Source organism: Dyadobacter sp. CY261 (assembly GCF_021440085.1).
Classification (GTDB): domain Bacteria; phylum Bacteroidota; class Bacteroidia; order Cytophagales; family Spirosomataceae; genus Dyadobacter.
This window is the reverse complement of sequence record NZ_JAKCPW010000009.1, coordinates 313,980-332,418: the sequence shown is the minus strand read 5'-3', so window position 1 is coordinate 332,418 and position 18,439 is coordinate 313,980. Positions and strand designations below refer to the sequence as shown.

Below are 18,439 nucleotides of genomic sequence, written 5' to 3'. Positions count from 1 at the left end.
AATCAGAATAGGATTGCGTACTTCACTTCACCATTGGTAACAGGCACGATGAGTTCCTGCTGCCCGTTGGCGCTTCTGATTTCCGGTTTAAGTTTTTTATCGGCAAGCTGGATGTAGTACGATTTGTTGTCTACTGCATAAAGTCCTTCTCCAACTTTCTCGATTGCAGAACCATCAGCCAGGCGTGCCACGAGGTCTTTTGCAGGGTTATTAACCTTTACAATGCGCTCGAAATATTGATTGTTCACAACCGAAATGTAGTCGGTAATTGCAGAACCAAATGCCTGGTACTGGAATGTAGGCAAATCGGACTCATCCAGTACATAGCCCTTAGGACGATACCCGCTACCGGTTGTATCCGCTTCCCATTTAGATTTACCCGATTTACCTAAAAACATGTCGTCTCCCAGCAAGGTCACGCTGCCGCGCGGACGGGAAGAACCGTCACCGCGATCATGCCACATGGGGGTTGCGTCGAGGAATTCGCCACGCCATACTTGCAGGATCGTTCCTTTATCGAGGTCGTAAGTATAATGCAGGCTTGAAGGGCTACCCACAGAAACAGCGTGAACGACGCGTGTTCTTTTCGCTTTTTCATCCTTGCGGAAATCCATGAAGCTGCGGGTAATGGTGTTGGTTGCCGCGCCGATCAGGATCGGGTCGTTGGAGCCGCCGCCCATTGCCGAGCTTTTAGCGTGGTAAGCAACCTCGCGGAAGCCCGGGCCGCTTGCCCAAAGGCCCAATACCGGACGCATCCAGCCATCTTTTTTGTTATTGAAAATTTCAATGGTATGGTCACCCGCTTTCAGGTTCACGCTTCCATTGCGGAATTCGTTGTTCGATTTCCATTCCGGCTTGATCACATCTTTGCCGTCGATTTTAAGGTAGGAATTACCCGAAGCCTGCAAACGGAAGTCATATTCGCCTTCGGTAGGCGAATTGAAACGTCCCGTATAAACGTAAGAGTAATTATTGTTCTCTTTCAGGATTTCCCAGTTCAGCGATTCCGATTTGCCGGTTTCAGCAGGCGTATGTTTTGAAAGGTCTTCGGTCTCCGACAAAGCGCCGTAATAGGTTTTGTAGGTCAGTTCGGAGAGGGTAGCCGGTTTTTTATCAAAATTATTAATTACAATATTCTTGATTGCCAGCGAACCATGGTCACCTTGGATGCGGATCGGGCCCATAGGCACATCCTCGGCAGTGAGTGAACCGCGGGTAGGGCCGCTTACTTCCACGTTTTCGTGAATTGTTACACCATTCAGTACGATGGAAAGGAATACAGCATTGGAGATTTTCTTACCATTGGCATCAAAACGTGGTGCCTGGTAAGAGATTTTGATATGCTGCCATAAACCCGGTGCTTTTGCGACGTTGAAACGAGGTGCATATCCTTCGTAACCCTTTTCACCTTCGGGCTTGGCGTCGTTCCAGCGCTCGTAGATACCGCCGGCATCATTGTATTTAGCCCCTTTTTTGCCCCAGCTATCGAAAAGCTGGACTTCGTAGTTGCCTTGGAGATAGATTCCTGAATTGGAACCTTTGCTCATCATGAAATCCAGTTCAATGTCGAGGTCGCCGTGTTTGAAGTTGGAGATCAATTCGTAGTCGCTGCCATACTTGCCTTTTTCGTGAAGGCAAGCCAGCACACCTTTACCCGGGCTGGTGATCAGCGCGTTTTCCCTGGTAATGTCTGCGGATGCATTGCCGACAATTTTCCAGTCACTGGATTTGGTCGTGAAAGCACTGAGGTCGTTGAGAGGAATGGGCTGCTGGGCGTAGGCGGTATGCATAGCGAATGCTGCTACCCCAGAGGCGATTAATTGAAAAAGTGAACGGTTTGTTTTAAACATACTTGCGGTAAGCTTAGTCGGTTTTAGATTAGCAATCAGGCCAGGAATGCCTTTAGCCCTGCAAATTACGTGATAAGAATCGGGAAAATTACATTTATATAGATGAGAATCCCTTTTGTTAGTGCTTTTTACTTAATGTTGTGTTTTGATACTATTTCAAAGAGTTATTAGACTAAAACTGTTACTTTTCAAATGAAAAAATTGATGCTTACCGCGTTCAGCATGGCCGCAGCCTTTGCCGCACACGCACAATTGCAACCTGCGAAACAAACTCCTGAATCCAGCGAATTGTGGAACCCGGTACCCCGTGTTGTAACGCCCGGCAAAAGTTCTCCTGCCGTTTCCGGCTTCACTGCCCCATCCGATGCGATCGTGCTTTTCGACGGTAAAAACCTCGATCAGTGGGTTTCCGGAAAAGATGGCAAAGCTGCCGCTCCCTGGACCGTAGCCGACGGAACAATCACCGTCGCTCCCAAGTCAGGCGATATTCAAACTAAACAGACATTCGGCGATTACCAGCTGCACATCGAATGGAGAACCCCTGCAAAAGTGGATGGAAACGGACAAGGCCGTGGTAACAGCGGTATTTTTATGCAGGGAGTCTACGAATTGCAGGTACTCGATAGCTATAACAACCCGACTTATTCAAACGGTCAGGCAGGTTCGATCTACAAGCAAACCATGCCGCTCGTGAACGCAGCGGTAGGCCCGGGCGAATGGCAGACTTACGACGTAGTATATACTGCGCCGCATTTCAACAAAGATGGCCAAATGTCCATCCCACCTTACATCACCGTTATCCATAATGGTGTACTGGTTCAAAACCACACCGCAATCCAGGGAACGACGCCTTACATCGGCCAGCCTACAATCGAACCGCACGGCAAAGGCCCCATCAAATTGCAAGACCATAACAATACGACCAGTTTCCGGAACATTTGGATCCGCGAGTTGTAGCATATTTGAGTACAAAGTAGAAAGGCTGTCTCCGCTAAAGGGACGGCCTTTTTTATGTATGGATGTCGGGGGTGTTGGGCGTGATCGCGAGGTGTGCTTGCTGATCTGAAATTCGGGTATAATACTTTTGCAGGTCTAAACGATTGGCAACATCATTGGCCCTTTTCGGTTTTCTTTTATATTCGTTTAACAGACCTTTTACAAATCTTGCTATGCAGGAAATAGAGCCATATTATAATTGGGAAAAACATTACGTAGCCAGCCAGGACGATCGCTCGCCCTTCTATGGCCGGACATACAATCTGGAATATTACGAAAATGCCATCTATGGTTATTATATACATCCGCTCTGGGATCCCATCGGATCTGAGACGCTATATGTAAAAATCCTTTTTGCCGACTATAAGAAACGTTTTGTGATCATCGAAATGTTTGGTGAATGGAATGATGCCCTGCATAATGACATTATGTTCTTCAAAAGACAGGTTGTCGATCCACTTGTAGATGAGGGCATTAACCAGTTTATCCTGCTGGGTGAAAATGTGCTGGATTTCCACGGCGCCGAAGACGATTACTATGCCGAATGGTTCGACGACGTAGAGGATGGGTGGATCGTCGCTGTCAATTTCCGGGAGCACGTCGAGGAGCAATGGAAGAAATACCGGCTTGATTATTATATCAATTTCGGTGGTACATTGCACCTCAATAACTGGCGTACGTTGCAGCCGGAGCCGTTTTACGAGCTTGTTAAAAATTTGATGGTTAGACGGTTAACATAGCAGAAAGGTGAGCGTCTTGTTTGCAACCTTGCCAAGACATTTGTAGCTTACGCATTCATCGTATCAACTGTTCCCACCTTAAAACACCAGTTCCCATGGCCGAGAATACCGAACCCACACCAGATGATGCAAAAGAATCGCTGGAAAATAAAGTTGAAGAACTCAAAACCACTACTACCGAAGCCAAGGATGAGATTGTGGAAGAAGTGCTGGGGATCAAGGAAGAGGCGAAAGAAGTAGTGGTGGAAGAAGCGGCTGAACTTGAGACCGTGGCAGAAATCAAGGCGGAGGAAGCAGCAGAAGCCGCCGACGGCATCAAAACGGAAGTTTATGAAACGTTGGATGACCTGAAAGCGCAAGCTGAGACCAAAACTTCTGAGGTTATAGAGGTAATTGAGGATAAAGTGGAGGCAGCTGAGGAAACTGTAACGGACGTGAAGGAGGAGGTTGTTGCCAAAGCCGAGGAGGTCAAAGAAGAGGCAGCAGTGAAGGCAGAAGCAGTGAAGGAAGAAGTTGCGGAAAAAGCAGAAGCGGCACAATCCGGTTTTGCGGCAAAGCTGGCTGAGATTAAGGAAGCTGCCGCCGATAAGTTTGAGGATATTAAAGAAGCCGCTGTGGATAAATTCGACGATTTAAAAGAGACAGCAACTGATAAATTTGAGGATATTAAGGAAGATGCCGCTGAGGCGTTTGAAGACGCGAAGGAAATCGCCGCCGAAAAACTGGCCGAGGCGCAGGTGAAAGCTGCCGAGCTCAAAGCGAAAGCCGCCGAGGAAATAGCCGAATTGAGGGAAGAAGCGTCGGAAAAGGTCGTCGAAACGAAAACAAAAGCCAAAGGCTTCTGGGCGCGACTCTTCGGCGGATAGTGCTTAATTGAAATGTACTTTGACCCGGTCCTTTTTAACAGGCCGGGTTTTTTATGCTATGTCTTTTTGTTCACCAAAATCATTTCTAATGTCACAACAATCTTTCTCTCTCCCTTACCAGCATCCATTCACCGCGGATCAGAAATATAAAAAGTCAGTCGCTTATTTTTCCATGGAGTTCGCCGTCGACCAGGCATTGAAAATCTATTCCGGCGGGCTTGGTTTCCTCGCGGGGTCGCACATGCGAAGTGCGTATGCGCTCAAACAGAATATCATCGGAATCGGAATGCTCTGGAAGTATGGCTATTACGATCAGGGCCGCAACAAGGACGGTAGCATGCAGCCCGAGTTTCATGAGAAGATGTATTCCTATCTTGTCGATACAAAAATCCGCTTCCAGATTCCGATGATGGGCAAAGAAGTGTGGGTAGCGGCCTATTATCTCGATCCCGAGATATTTCAGTCGGCGCCATTGTTCTTGCTAACCACTGACACCGACGGTAACGATGAATCGACGCGGGCCATCAGCTATTCATTGTATGATGCGGATGTGACTTACAAAGTGGCACAATGTATGGTGTTGGGCATCGGCGGAGCGCGGTTGCTCGAAGGGTTGGGTTATGAGCCCGAAGTATATCATTTAAATGAAGCGCATGCGGTATCATCGCTTTTTCATTTGTATAAAAAATATAAAAGTGTCTCCGAAGTACAAAAAAAGGTTGTTTTTACAACCCACACGCCCGAGGAGGCCGGTAATGAGAAGCACGACATCCATTTTCTGGATAAACTTGGTTTCTTTTCAGGTATCGACCTGGAAACTGTCCGGAAGATCAGTGGCATCCGCGATAGTATTTTTAATCACTCACTAGCCGCATTGAGTCTCAGCCATAAAGCGAACGGCGTTTCAAAGCTGCATGGGGAAGTTTCCCGGAAAATGTGGAAAGCACATCCCAAAATTGCGCCGATCGGCCACATCACCAATGCGCAGAACAATGCGTATTGGGTTGATCCCGTATTGGAAAAGGCGAGGCTGACTGATGACATCGACACGATTGTTACCCGCAAGAAGGAGCTAAAAAAACTATTGTTCAAAACGGTCGCCGACCAAAGCGGAAAAATTTTCGATCCGGAGGTTTTGACGATCGTCTGGGCGCGGCGGTTTGCGGCTTATAAGCGTCCTGATATGCTGGTGTGGGACATCGAACGTTTCAGGCGATTAATGGGGAATAAAAATCAGCCGATACAGGTGATATGGGCAGGAAAACCGTATCCGAAAGATGAAGGCGCAGTAGGGACTTTTAATCATTTATTCTATCTCAGTCACCTTTTCCCAAATATGGCTGTGCTGACCGGCTATGAACTGGCACTTTCAAAACTGCTGAAAGACGGTGCAGACGTGTGGCTCAACACACCCGTCGTTACGCGGGAAGCATCGGGCACGAGCGGTATGACTGCGGCTATGAATGCCGCTTTAAATCTCTCGACATTCGATGGCTGGATCTGCGAATTCGCGAAGGACGAGCATAATTCATTCCTTTTGCCGGTTGCCAAGGGAGAGGATATTAACAAGCAGGATTGCGACAACCTGATGGAAACGCTCGAACGCAGCGTTATTCCAACTTACTACAACGCCCCGCAAAAGTGGCAGCAAATGGTTTTGAATAGCATGAACGATGTGAGCGAAGCATTCAATTCAGACCGGATGGCGAGGGAATACTATGAGTTGCTATATAATTAGACGTTAAAAGCACCGCTGCAACGGACCGTTAATTCAGCAGGATATGTCCATGCTGATTCACCGTCTTTCGCAGCGGTGCATTTCTCGCTGAGATGAGTGCTCCTGAAATACTTATCCGCCTATCTGCCCTGCCAGCAGTTCAATCCCTTCGCGAAAAGAATGCGGCTCGTAATCCAGTACTTTCCGTGATTTGGTAAGATTAAATCCCGTTCGAGGAGGTCTCCGTGCGGGTTGTGTGAATGCAGACGCATCCGTAGGCGAAATGAGTGAAGCATCGAGCCCGAAATAATCTGCGGTTGCAAGGGCCATTTCGTAAGGCGTGAGAAAATCCTTGCCGGAAATGTGGTAAATACCTTTTGCCTCCTGATCGGCGATGAGGAAACAGCCGGTTGCGAGATCTTCGGCCAATGTTGGCGTTCTGAACTGGTCGGTCACGACTTTGATCGCCCTGCCTTCTTCCAAAGACTTTTTGACCCAAAGAATAATATTGCTCCGGCTCATATCGTGTGCGATGCCGTAAACGAGCACTGTTCGGGCGATAGCCCATTCAATGTCAGAAGAAATCACCACTTTTTCGGCAGCGTACTTACTCCAACCGTAAAAGCTGATCGGATTGGGTGTGTCCCCTTCGCGATAGGGTCCGGAAGTGCCGTCGAAAACAAAATCCGTCGAAACGTGTTCAAGGAAGACATCATATTTAGCACAAGCCGAGACCAGCGTTTCAGTTGCCGTTACATTCAGCTTCCAGCACGCGTCTTTCTCCGTTTCGCATTGGTCTACATTCGTCATAGCTGCTGTGTGGATCAACACATTCGGCCGTTCGGTGGCGAATACATGGTCGACGGCCGCCGGATCGGTAATATCCATTTCAACATAACGGTAACCCTGGCTGAATGGCAGCCGGTTTTCACCTTTGGCCGTGGCAATGGTTTCTATATGTGCTTTTGAAACCAGTAGTTCCACCAGTTTTTGTCCCAGCAATCCGTTGGAGCCGGTGATCAGGATTTTCTTCTTTTCCAATTTAAGCTTCGTATTTCCAGCCGTACTTGCGGGTAATCTTCTTCTTTTTCATCTTTTTAACCGACACCTTCATCGTAACGTCCTTTTCGGGACGGTCACGCTCGTCTTTGTCTACCGAAGCAATGTTGTCGAGTGCATCCATCCCGTCAATGAGCTGTCCGAAAACGCTATACGCGCCATCCAGATGCGGTGTTCCGCCAACAGTCTCATATACTTTCTTCTGATCGTCAGTCAGCTTGCGTGCTGCGCGGGCCGACTGTTTTTCCAAATCGGTTTTGCTCCATTTACGTCCTTCGACAATGTAAAACTGGCATCCGCTCGATTCCTTCGCAGGATTGTTGTCGCGCGCCGCGGCTAATGCACCTTTCTGGTGAAACAGCTTCCCATTGATTTCCGCCGGGATTTTGTAGCCATTGTCGCCCCGACCGAGCATTTCATCGGGCTTTGCATTGCGCGAGTTGGGGTCGCCACCCTGGATCATAAAGTCGTCGATCACGCGGTGGAACAGGAGCCCGTTATAGAATTTATCTTTCGCGAGTTTTATAAAATTGGCTTTGTGCTTCGGGGTCTCGTCGAAAAGGATGAAACGCATCGTGCCCTTATTCGTCTCGATGGTAACCACTTCGTCTCTTTTCGACGTTTTTTGAGCAGAAACTGAAACAGCAATGAGGCAAAGTACGCCCAGGATAATCGATCTTTTGGTTTTCATAGGTGTTATTTAGCGGCCAGTACGTTTTTGTCGGCTGGGAAGAATTGAAATTTCAGTCCATAGTCTTTTCCTTCCGATACATCCTCCATACTCACCCGAACAGTCTTGCTGTTCCAGGAGATCTTTTTGGATTCTTCTTTCGGAGAAGAATAGGTTTTACTAAAATATTGCCTGCTGGCGTCCCAGAGCTGCTTGGTTGCCGCCGGGCTGTTGAGATAAACGTCAATCATGATCTTGTTTACCTTCTTATCGCTTGTGAGGAAATACTGCACATCGATCGTCTCCAACTGTGCGGTTTCGGACGTATAGCCAAGATGGTCAGCTGTTTCTTCGAACATTTCGAATGCTTCAGTCGCTTTTACCTTCGCAACAGGATCGCCAAATGCAACGCCTCTCAAAACCGTACCCGCCGTACTTTGCTCGGGTGGGCCTAGAATGGTCTTTAATAATGTGGATTGATCGCTGTTCAGTTCAGCAGCGGCGGGTTCGTGCAGCACGACGGAATCCGCTTCCGCCTCTGTTTTTTCGTTTGTCTTGGTCTCGCAAGCCATGGCCAGAAGTGCCATAGAGAAGATGACTGCCCCGTTTTTAAGCATGTTCATAAGCGTAGAGGTTGTACCATCCGGTTTAAATAGAGTTGAGAAATTATCGTGCCTTCTAACTAATTCGATGTTCTTTAATCGCAATTTAGACATATTTGTTGCTTTCGGAAATGACCTCAGAATTCTCTTGACAGGTTGAAAAAGAACCTGCGTTCGCCCTCTCCGTTCAGCGTCACATTGAAATGCGCAACGATATTGTAAAAAGTCACAATATCGAGCCCGGCACCGGCGCCATAAAGCGTAGTGTTGCCCAAACGCGTGTTGCTGAACTCCGGGTAGCTGTTTTTGACATAACCTGCATCCGCAAATGCATTGATGTAGGCAGCTAATGGGATCGTATTGAATTGCCTTACAGGAATAAACGACAAATGCTTTTGAACCGAGAAGAGCTTGTATTTCAGCTCATTCTTGATCAATGCATAATCCTGACCGTCGATCACATACAATTCGTACCCGCGCACGAGGTCATTTCGGTAGCCCAAGCCGACGGTCTGCGGGTAAGGCTGGCGTTTCGGGAACGAGATGCGGCCGCGCACATTGGTGTTGAAAAACCATTTTTTGCTGAGCGGGATGAATTTACGATAGGAGCCGTAAAGATAAAGCGTATTAACGTCGTCGGTCGGGAGTAATCCTGTTTTGGAAATCTGCAAACCGGCAGTCTGACCTTGCAACGCATATTGCGCATTGTCGCGCTTGTCGTAACTGTAAGTGTAGGTCAATTGGAAATAGCGTTGCCGTTTATCCCCATTCAGCAGATAATTGGGGTTGAGCAGGGCAATCGTGTCCGAAATGCTCATGTAACTCCATCGTAAGTCAAGCGAATGGAATGTATAGTATTTGTTGCGGCGCGAAAGGCTTACATAAGCTAAAAAGCGCTCACGATTGACCTCCTCGCTGCTCAGGTATTGCAGCTTGTCGCGCCATGTCCTGAATGCTGTGTTTTTATTAATCGAATAGGAAGTGCCGACGGTGATACCGGTCTTCTGTGCTTTATCGATGTAGGGCAACGTATATGCAAGTTCGAACTTTGGGATAAAACCGAATTCGGCGAGGAAGCGGAGCTTGTCGGCGCGGCCGGTGACATTACCGTAGCTTAAGTATACGCCGTAAGTAGTGCGGGAAAGATCGCGCTTGCGTTCGTACCACCATTCATTGAAATTCCGGTCGGCGAGCTGGAAAACCGGCAGCATGATAAAGTACCAGCGCTCCTTGACCACAATGCGGATATCAGTGTGAACGGAGTCCGGATTAGGCTTTGTGAGCAGGTCAACCGTGATAAATAAATTAGTATTAATCACCTTCCTGCGGTCAATTTCAAGCCTTTCCTTCAGCGACTCCGTAGAAAGCGTATCACCTCTGCGGAGGGCCATTTCGCGCATGATAATGCCCGTGCGCGTGCGGTGGTTGCCTTCCACCATGATGTCCCCCACGACCACAATGCCGGAGCTATCGGCTACGACCGTCTGACCACATGTAAAGTGGGAAATCAACAAGGTAAAAAGCAGAAAGTAAATCGTCTGATAGTACTTCTTAGGGTTCATTCTTCACAGCCCGGTTTCGGTATAGAAACGATACTTCCCGTTAATATGATAAAATTTTGACAAAAATAGGGGTTAACGGCAAACATCGATCCGTTTGATCGTCAAAAAGGGTTGTTGGGAAACTATATCCTTTGAGCGAGGAAATAGAAGTTTATGTTTACCCGCATCGCATTAGTTGAATCGCGCGGTTAACTAATGTCGGAAGGCACCCGCTATTATCCATTGATACTGACTTTGTGCGCTGCGCGTCAGGAATTGTCCACCGGCCTGGTTCAGGTCAGTCGGATTCGCTATGCCCAATTTATCTCTTAACTATCATTCAAATGAGACAAACATTACTATGCTTCATCGCGTTATTTCTGATTCACATGCACGTCACAGCACAGCCTGTGCCCAAACCAGATTCCGAGGATTCCACAAAGCTAGCCGAGGCCATCCAATATCTTCAGACTCAGGAAAATATTCCCAAAGCTCCCCAATCCATTCAAAGTCCCAACGTGGCCAGTTTCGGCTCTTATGGAGAAATTCCTGTTTCGCTTTTTATGGGTAAGCCGGAGATTACCGTCAACCTCCACGAGGTTTTCGATGGCTCGGTTCGGCTACCGATCTCCCTGGCTTATGATGCAGCGGGCGTCCGGCCTGAGCAGCATCCCGGATGGGTAGGGATGAACTTTACGCTTTCGACCCATTATGCAGTAACAAGAACGGTCCGGGATGGGCCGGATGACAATAAAGCAACGGCAAGTACGCTTGGTGAACATGGTTTTGGTTATAATACTGCTCTGATTAACAATGTCGACTGGTCACAGAATGCAGGCATTATTGGCATCGCAAACACCACGCTGAATCAAATTCACATTGATACCGAACCGGATGAGTTCACTTTTTCAGCTCCGGGCCTATCTGGTAAATTCTATCTTGGCAGTGACGCGAAATGGAAAGTTCAATGTGACCGGCCTGTAAAAGTCCAGCTCATCAATAGCGGGACGCCCAGTTATCCTCCATTTACACCTCCCACTTTTACCGGAAATCAATGGGATAGCTATAATAATCAGCATTATGCCGAACATTTCGAGGGATTTATCATCACAGATGACCTGGGCACTCAATACGTTTTTGCGGTACTTTCCAGTGGCGTGTTGGCTGGTAAAGCACAGTATTATTGGCCGGATTATAAACCATTGCCCGAAACACAGGGCGTACTGATCGAAGAGGATATTTTTTCCACACAATCGGTACTGCCGGTATCAGAAAATTCAATGGGAGCTCACATCGGCTACTCTCAGGTGATCGAGCGATCGTCTACGGAAGGTTGGAATGTGTATCAATTCTCGAATTTTGATAATGGGTATCGTGATGAAGGCCCATCGGGTTTTTTGCAGCCGAGTGCAACCCCTTATCAGCCTTACAACAACAAGTCTTATACAAGAGGAAAGTTAATCAGCGCTGCTAGTTACTATCAGAACGGGAATCCTGCTTCCAAGACTACCCAGGTTTTTGCACCGGTCGGACCGTTGGGCGATTATTCGGCCCGATCTGTTAAAACGCTGGTGACGCTGCTTTGTCAGACCAATCATAAGGTTTACGAAGGTACGGCAAGTGTCAACGATGTCAGGAAATTTCTCCCTGTTGAAATTGTTCAAAATACGTACGATCAGGACAATCCGGCTTCATTCACCAGTTCGGTGACGACGAAGATGTACTGGCCAAACGGGCAGTTGGACATCGAGGGGCGGAATGACAGCAAAGGACGTGCCATCAAACATTGGTACAGATATCCGCCGAATGAAGGGGACGCGATAAGTATTGCCTTGACCACCAAGCATATGATCGGTCCAGTCATTGAAATATTTAAATATAGCGGTCTGGATGTTTTGCCTACTCCAATCAAGGAAACAAGGATTTATTATGACCTTTTCTCGGGAGCGTACCAGCCCCAAAAAGTAGAAAGCCAGCTAGGTAATTGGCCGTTGTTCACAACCGATATCGAATTCCTTACCTACGACCCAAGAGGCAACTTGCTTACTTATAAGGAACTCAATGGTCCTACCCGGAAATTAGAATACTTCGGTCTCGCCGACATCGGCAAAGCAGATTTACTCAAAAAGAGAACCATTGCCGACGGAGTTTCCATTGCCCAGTCCACCACTTACGATTACAAACCCGCAATAGGAATGGAAACTATCCAGGACCCGAACGGGAAAGCGATCTTCTACGATTACGACAGTTTCAACCGCCTCAAATCGGTGGTTTCAAATAATGCAGCCGGTCCGAAGCGTGCTACCTATTGTTATAATCTCGCTGGGCAGGTGGTCGATTGCGCTGCATTGGCACCGGCCGGAACGGTTGCTGCGCCCCCATTGGTATTGATTGCCGAGGCGGCCCTGCCGGTCACACTCGTAGATTTTACGGCGGAAAGGCAAGAAAAGACAGCTTTACTTTCGTGGATTACAACCTACGAATCCAACAGCGATCATTTCGAAATCCAGCGGAGCGGCGACGGAAAGCAGTGGGAAACGATAGGGACAGTGATGTCACATCGGGAAAGTGCGGAAAGGCAATCCTATGCATTTACAGATCCCACGCCTTTGCCAACGGAAAACCTGTACCGGCTCAAAATGGTCGATCAGGATAGCACTTACGCTTACAGCCGCATACAAAGTGTGACGTTTGGGGACGTGCGTGATGCCTTGCTTTATCCTAACCCGATTACTATCGATGACAAATTGTTCATCCGCGTTTCCGATCCTTCGACGATTGCGAGCATAACGATTTTCGATTCTGGAGGTGTACAAACCATGTCATGTCCTTGGCAGCCTGAAATCGACGTCTCGCGCTTGCCGACGGGGTTGTACATCGTGCGCATCGCCTACCGCGATGGCTCGGTGGGTGTGCACCGGATCGCCCGGCAATAGCCTTTCCATTGCGGGCAGCCTTTTTAGCAAAGAGGCTGCCCATCTTTTCAATTCATTTATTTAAACCCTAACTCAGGTATGAAACACACATCATCCTGGCTGATGGTCTGCATGCTCGCGCAGATCACCGGCTATGCACAGCAAACGAATGCGCGTAACTACATTCTCCAACGAACTTACAAGCAATCAGGTGCCAACGCCGACGACGTGGGTAAGGTGACCACGCAAGTACACTATTTCGATGGCCTCGGCCGCCCGGCGCAAACGGTGACGGTAGCACAAAGTCCAGCCGGGCAGGATTTCGTCGAACCATTGGAATATGATGCAGCTGGGCGGATTATCAAGAAGTATCTGCCTTATGCAGCGGCCGGAAACAGGGCTTTTCACGGTAATGGAACCACAGAAGCAGTGAATTGGTACAACGCGAACACGGCAGGCCTGTCAGCTTCGGATCTCGGCAGGCCATTTCAGGAAACGTTTTATGAGCCGGCCCCTACTGGTCGCGTTTCTGGCGAACGTGCTCCCGGTAATAAAAGCAGTTCGTCGGTTATCAAACAAAAGGTTAACACGCTTAATCAGGTCAATCGCTACGATTACGACCCATTGACTAACACCATCGTCGGGATGGGAATGTATGCTCCCGGGACATTGACTTACAAAAATATTACCGATGAACAGGGCAATGTCACCAACGAGTTTACCGACTTGCTTGGGCAGGTAATTTGCCGGCAGGTAATCGCCGACGCCGGAAATCTACTATCCACTTATTACATCTACGATGATGCCGGGCTGCTTAGGGGCGTTTTACAGCCGAATTACCAGGATGTACCGTCATTGACAGACAATGCATTTACCTATGATTACGATGAACGGGGCCGCATGACCGTCAAGCGAGTGCCCGGCGGGGGCGTGACAGAACTTGTGTACGATCAATACAACCGGTTGGCCGTTTCCCGTAATGCCAATCAACTGGCGCGCGGCGTTTGGGGGTTTATCAAGTATGATGCATTGGACCGGCCAGTCGTGACCGGAGAAATTGTCTCGAATGCCACCCTGCAAAACTGGGCCATAATCGTAGATGCCAATACGGAACATCATGAGGAACGCAGCAATGGAACTGTTCAAGGATATACACTTGACAAAACAGCACCTAAAAACGCAGCAGAGGCCAATCTGCTAACGATTACGTTTTATGATGACTACACTTTTTCAAAGCCCGCCAATATGATTTACAATGCAGTATACTATCCCTCAGCTAATGCGAATGTAAAAGGACAAGTTACCGGTACGCGTGCAAGAATGCTCCCAGGCAATGGCGCAACAGGCGGCTGGCTTACTTCTGTGACCCATTATGATGCGGAATACCGTTCGATACAAATCAGCAGAGAGCTTTATGATTTGGGAGCGAGCAGTGCGGAGCGCATTTCGAACCAATACAAATATGACCTGGCCCCGGTACTCGCCGAACAGAAGACGGAACAATTCTTACCTGGCAATATAACTCACAGCCATACAGCCACCTTCCAGTACGACCATGCCGACAGGCTGCTGAGTATCAAGGAAAAGATTATGAGTGGAAACAAAACGAAGGAGGCATTCACTACCGCTAGCCGCTACAATACGCTAGGGCAGCGGCAAAGTCAATGGTTTCATTCAACAGACAATATCCATTATCTGCGCAAAACCAATTTTACCAACAATATCCGGGGATGGCAGACCGAAGGCAGGACGGTATACAAGCAGCAAGACAATAGCCCTGAGCAGAATATCTTTGGTTACAATCTAAGCTATGCCAATGGGAATAGTTATACCAATGGTAATATCAGCCAAATGCAATTGTTGAATAAAAATGACGTCTCGTATACCAAGGGCCTCAATTTCGCATATGATGGAGCAAGCAGGATGACTGGCTCAACGGGTATGGGTGGATACGCTGATACCGAAGCGGGCATCACCTATGACAAGAATGGAAACCTCAAAACGCTGGTACGCGCGGGCACGGCAATCGATAACCTGACTTACACGTATCTGGGCAACAGGTTGTCGGCGATTAACGACGGAAGTGGCAGCAATTTGGGTGTCAAAAGCGGAGGTAGTTCTTATGGTTACGATGGCAACGGGAACATGACTTCGGACGGCAATCGCGGCGCAACACTAGCTTACAACTATTTGAACCTGCCTAAGACTGTTACGCTTGGAGCCAAGACAGCAACTTACGACTATGACGCTTTCGGAAACAAACACAAGTACGCTTTCGATACATTAACAATGAAATACGCCGGTCACTTTCAATACCGGCAGGTTGGCAATGTGAACAATCTCTATCGGGTTTCGCTTTCCGAAGGCCAGGCTGTTTTCAGGAATAATAATATCGAATTCGAATACTATTTAAAAGATCATTTAGGCAATGTAAGGCTCGTGTTTGACGATAAAGGCCAGACTTTGCAACGGACGGATTATTATCCTTTCGGCCTTGAAATCGACCGAAATAATCCGACGCAGCAGGCCAAAGTAAGGAATGGTTATAACCGGTATTTGTTCAATGGCATTGAGCGGCAGTTAGAGACAGGAATTTATCAGGCTCATTTCAGGGGCCTTGATCCTGCTATCGGCCGCTGGATGCAGATCGATCCTAAGCCTGATCTGAGAATGAGTTTATATGTGGCCATGAGTAACAATCCAATAAGATATCCTGATCCATTAGGAGACACCACAATCCTTAATAACAAAGGTGTTGTTCAAAGACAGTACGGCGGAGATAATATCATTTACCAGCAAGAAAAAAACGGGAATTTGACCCAAATTGGAGAGTTCGGCAAATCCGTAAACCTTAATGGGATATTATCAAATGTCATGAGAGAGAACAAAAAAGACGCTAAGATGATGGGAGCACTAGGCTTTGCTAACGCTGTGCGTCCAGGTGGTAAATGGGATTATAAAGATGCTAATGCTCAAAAAGGAAACATTTTTGGAGCTGTTGCCAGGTATGAGGACGTAACCAAAGATAAAACGTCATTCACTTTTGGTAAATTAAATTTTGTTGAAGGCGGTGCGGATGTAGGAAACTATAATTACGGCTATACAGGAAGAAATGTTGGCGGTGTTGGATACAGTCCAATAACTTTATGGGGGGCTGCTGGTATACTTCAAACAGGAAAAGATTTGCTACAAGGAGAAATCAGGAAAGCCCTAACCGAGTTTGGCTCAATGGCCCCTATAGCTCTTCCACCATTTGGAGATGAAGCTGATGACTTTATTTGGGTAACAACAGGAATGACACAGGCAGGTAATGAAAAGAAGAACAATAATTAAAATAGTGACTTTTATTATTTTATTCTTTGGTATCTGGAAATGTACCGATAGTCTTTTTTATAATAAAAGAAATCACTTACATACCGATGAAATAGGTAGTGGAATTTATGAAGAGCGGTTTAAGCCATTTAGTGGAGGAGTATTAATGAATGATACTAGATCATATTATCTAACCGATTCAATAAATTTCAGGATTTTATTAGGTCAATGCGATGAGGAGGAGCTTTATAGATGTGAAGTGTTAGGTGACACAATAAAGGCAATAAAATATTCAAGACGTATCAGATATGGAAAGGAGATGCCAATCGATAGTGTTTATTTTTCAATAAAGGATTTAAAAAATGAAAAGAGTCTTAATTGAAAGTTAAGTGTTAAAATGATAAAATAGTAGTATTTATAATGTACAATATTTTTTTTAACCTAAACAAAAACACACCCAAAAATGAAAACTCAATCAACACACATTATGAAGAACTATACACATATCTTCATAAATGCAATCATCTGTTTATTCTTAATTCTATTAATTAAACCAACTAAGCTTTTTGCACAGGGCCAATTTGTTGAAGGGTACATTCTCACCAGTCAAAGAGATACCATTCGTGGTTCTGTTCGGGATGGGAACTGGGCGGCGAGTCCGCGGCGGGTGGAATTTAAGAGCGCTGGCGAAGAAGTGTGGACGTATTCGGCTGAGGATCTTGTGGGTTTTGGGCTTGTTACGGCGAAGGAAGTTTACAAGAGCAGGAAAATCGGGTTGCTTGACATCAGTTCGACTCATACGTATACATATTCACCGTCATTCGCGGCCAGGGATTCGGTGCAGGTGTTTTTGCAGGAACTCGTGAGCGGAGGCAGGGCTACGTTATTTGAGCTTCTGGACCGTTCGGAACATGCGCATTTCTTTATTGAAAAGGATGGTCAGTTGAAGGAGTTGCTTTACTACCCGTTCTATAAGTTGGTTCGTGAAAAGACCTATCTGCTGGTCTATGACGAATACAAAAAGCAGCTTGACCGGTTGTGCGGAGATTCGAAGGATTTTAAGGAGCCAATGCCGCCTTATCAGGAAAAATATCTGAAACAATATATTGAGGTGTATAACGACTCATTTACAAAGGATAGCACCCGGTATCAGGCAAAAAGCCCTCGGCCAACATTCGATCTCGAATTGAGTGCAGGTGTAGAGAATTGGCAGGAAGGCAGTCTCAGGATTAACAGTAAGGCTACTTATGGATTCGGATGCCGGGTGAACTTTCCGAGGAGGTTTCGTAACCGATATGCCAGGGCCAGTATCCTTCTCACACCAGGAATCCGGACAGACGCTTCTTTGAATTCCTGGGAGACTGAGACGGCGACGATCATCGAAGTCGGGGTAGGCCGGCACATCGGGTCGGGAAGTATAAGACCTTACTTTGGGTTAAATGCGAGTTTTGTGAACCGGGGGTATCGGGCCGATTTCTTGGGGCTTCATGCCGGGATTAGCTACAAGCGACTGATTAGTTTTGAAGTGGGCCATTTCGCCAACTTTTATTGCCTCCTCACGCGATCCAGTTTCATGATTACGCCGAGCGTCAGCCTGCATTATTTCGTCAATTTGAGCTTGAAACAAGATAGAATGCGTTGACCTGGGTTTCCACGGGCCTTGGCGGGCGCGGGGTAATTTGGTGTTGGTACAGGAAGACTTTGGGAAAAAGGAGCAAACAGTTATGAAAAATCCTGGAAAAAGAAGTAGTCTTTTATGAAACATGTCCAGTATCCTGTTCACATACCAAAACTAACTAGCACCATGTCATTCTCCCGGGCGGAAACATTGATTAATAAGTTGATCAGCAACAAGATATCGGAGGGAGAACTGGCGGAATTGCTTACAGCCATTACCGATGAAGAAGAGCGGAAAGTGTATGCCGATGCGCTCGAAATCTATTTTAACCGTCTGTTGAATGAAAACAGTTCGGCTAACGGCTCGGCGGCACCAAAGGATTCTTGACTCTTAAAGTACTACCACTCAACCCTCCTCTATCATAAGTTTGATCAAAAAACCTCTAAAAAGTCAGTACCGCAGAATAGCCCAAAAGACACCAGCCTAAGTATTGTGATCAGGATTCAAGAAGGTTTTCCTTCCGGAATAAACGCCGGAAGGTGATCCGCTACTC

Annotated in this window: 14 protein-coding genes; 9 read left to right on the top strand and 5 right to left on the bottom strand. The window is 47.1% G+C overall.

Annotated features, from left to right (window positions below; genetic code table 11):
- Window positions 1-2 precede the first annotated feature (2 nt).
- Window positions 3-1,850: a family 16 glycoside hydrolase gene (locus LZD49_RS24710; protein WP_234670356.1), complete on the bottom strand. Its 1,848-nt coding sequence runs from the start codon at window positions 1,848-1,850 to the stop codon at window positions 3-5.
- Window positions 1,851-2,042: 192 nt separating this feature from the next.
- Between LZD49_RS24710 and LZD49_RS24705 the strand changes: the two genes are divergently transcribed.
- From LZD49_RS24705 to glgP, 4 genes are all read left to right on the top strand, one after another.
- On the top strand, window positions 2,043-2,807 hold the full coding sequence (locus tag LZD49_RS24705; RefSeq protein ID WP_234670355.1) for a DUF1080 domain-containing protein: 765 nt from the start codon (window positions 2,043-2,045) through the stop codon (window positions 2,805-2,807).
- 212 nt (window positions 2,808-3,019) lie between these two features.
- On the top strand, window positions 3,020-3,586 hold the full coding sequence (locus LZD49_RS24700) for a hypothetical protein (protein ID WP_234670354.1): 567 nt from the start codon (window positions 3,020-3,022) through the stop codon (window positions 3,584-3,586).
- Between the two features lie 95 nt (window positions 3,587-3,681).
- Entirely contained in the window at window positions 3,682-4,452 is a 771-nt protein-coding gene (locus LZD49_RS24695; protein ID WP_234670353.1) for a hypothetical protein, read from the top strand.
- Window positions 4,453-4,540: 88 nt separating this feature from the next.
- Window positions 4,541-6,190 carry an alpha-glucan family phosphorylase gene (glgP, locus tag LZD49_RS24690; protein WP_234670352.1) on the top strand — a complete coding sequence of 550 codons (1,650 nt, stop codon included), beginning with the start codon at window positions 4,541-4,543 and terminating at the stop codon, window positions 6,188-6,190.
- Between the two features lie 111 nt (window positions 6,191-6,301).
- Here the strand turns inward: glgP and LZD49_RS24685 are convergent, their stop codons facing one another.
- The 4 genes from LZD49_RS24685 to LZD49_RS24670 all read right to left on the bottom strand — a co-directional run bounded on the left by LZD49_RS24685 (window position 6,302) and on the right by LZD49_RS24670 (window position 10,062).
- Entirely contained in the window at window positions 6,302-7,210 is a 909-nt protein-coding gene (locus tag LZD49_RS24685) for an NAD(P)-dependent oxidoreductase (RefSeq protein ID WP_234670351.1), read from the bottom strand.
- Between the two features lies 1 nt (window position 7,211).
- Window positions 7,212-7,919, bottom strand: a complete 708-nt coding sequence (locus LZD49_RS24680; RefSeq protein WP_234670350.1) for a peptidylprolyl isomerase — start codon at window positions 7,917-7,919, stop codon at window positions 7,212-7,214.
- A 5-nt stretch (window positions 7,920-7,924) separates the two neighbouring features.
- The gene (locus LZD49_RS24675; protein ID WP_234670349.1) at window positions 7,925-8,521 is read right to left on the bottom strand and encodes a hypothetical protein; all 597 of its coding nucleotides are present in this window, start codon (window positions 8,519-8,521) and stop codon (window positions 7,925-7,927) included.
- Window positions 8,522-8,637: 116 nt separating this feature from the next.
- On the bottom strand, window positions 8,638-10,062 hold the full coding sequence (locus LZD49_RS24670; protein WP_234670348.1) for a BamA/TamA family outer membrane protein: 1,425 nt from the start codon (window positions 10,060-10,062) through the stop codon (window positions 8,638-8,640).
- Window positions 10,063-10,385: 323 nt separating this feature from the next.
- Here LZD49_RS24670 and LZD49_RS24665 point away from each other — a divergent pair, with 323 nt between their 5' ends.
- From LZD49_RS24665 to LZD49_RS24645, 5 genes are all read left to right on the top strand, one after another.
- Window positions 10,386-12,977, top strand: a complete 2,592-nt coding sequence (locus LZD49_RS24665; RefSeq protein WP_234670347.1) for a T9SS type A sorting domain-containing protein — start codon at window positions 10,386-10,388, stop codon at window positions 12,975-12,977.
- A 78-nt stretch (window positions 12,978-13,055) separates the two neighbouring features.
- The gene (locus LZD49_RS24660; RefSeq protein WP_234670346.1) at window positions 13,056-16,289 is read left to right on the top strand and encodes a DUF6443 domain-containing protein; all 3,234 of its coding nucleotides are present in this window, start codon (window positions 13,056-13,058) and stop codon (window positions 16,287-16,289) included.
- Window positions 16,267-16,650, top strand: a complete 384-nt coding sequence (locus LZD49_RS24655) for a hypothetical protein (RefSeq protein ID WP_234670345.1) — start codon at window positions 16,267-16,269, stop codon at window positions 16,648-16,650. The genes LZD49_RS24660 and LZD49_RS24655 overlap by 23 nt, the downstream gene beginning before the upstream one ends.
- Window positions 16,651-16,755: 105 nt before the next feature.
- On the top strand, window positions 16,756-17,910 hold the full coding sequence (locus LZD49_RS24650) for a hypothetical protein (protein WP_234670344.1): 1,155 nt from the start codon (window positions 16,756-16,758) through the stop codon (window positions 17,908-17,910).
- 162 nt (window positions 17,911-18,072) lie between these two features.
- Window positions 18,073-18,273 (top strand): hypothetical protein, encoded by a 201-nt coding sequence (locus LZD49_RS24645; RefSeq protein WP_234670343.1) that lies wholly within the window; start codon window positions 18,073-18,075, stop codon window positions 18,271-18,273.
- Window positions 18,274-18,439: the final 166 nt, after the last annotated feature.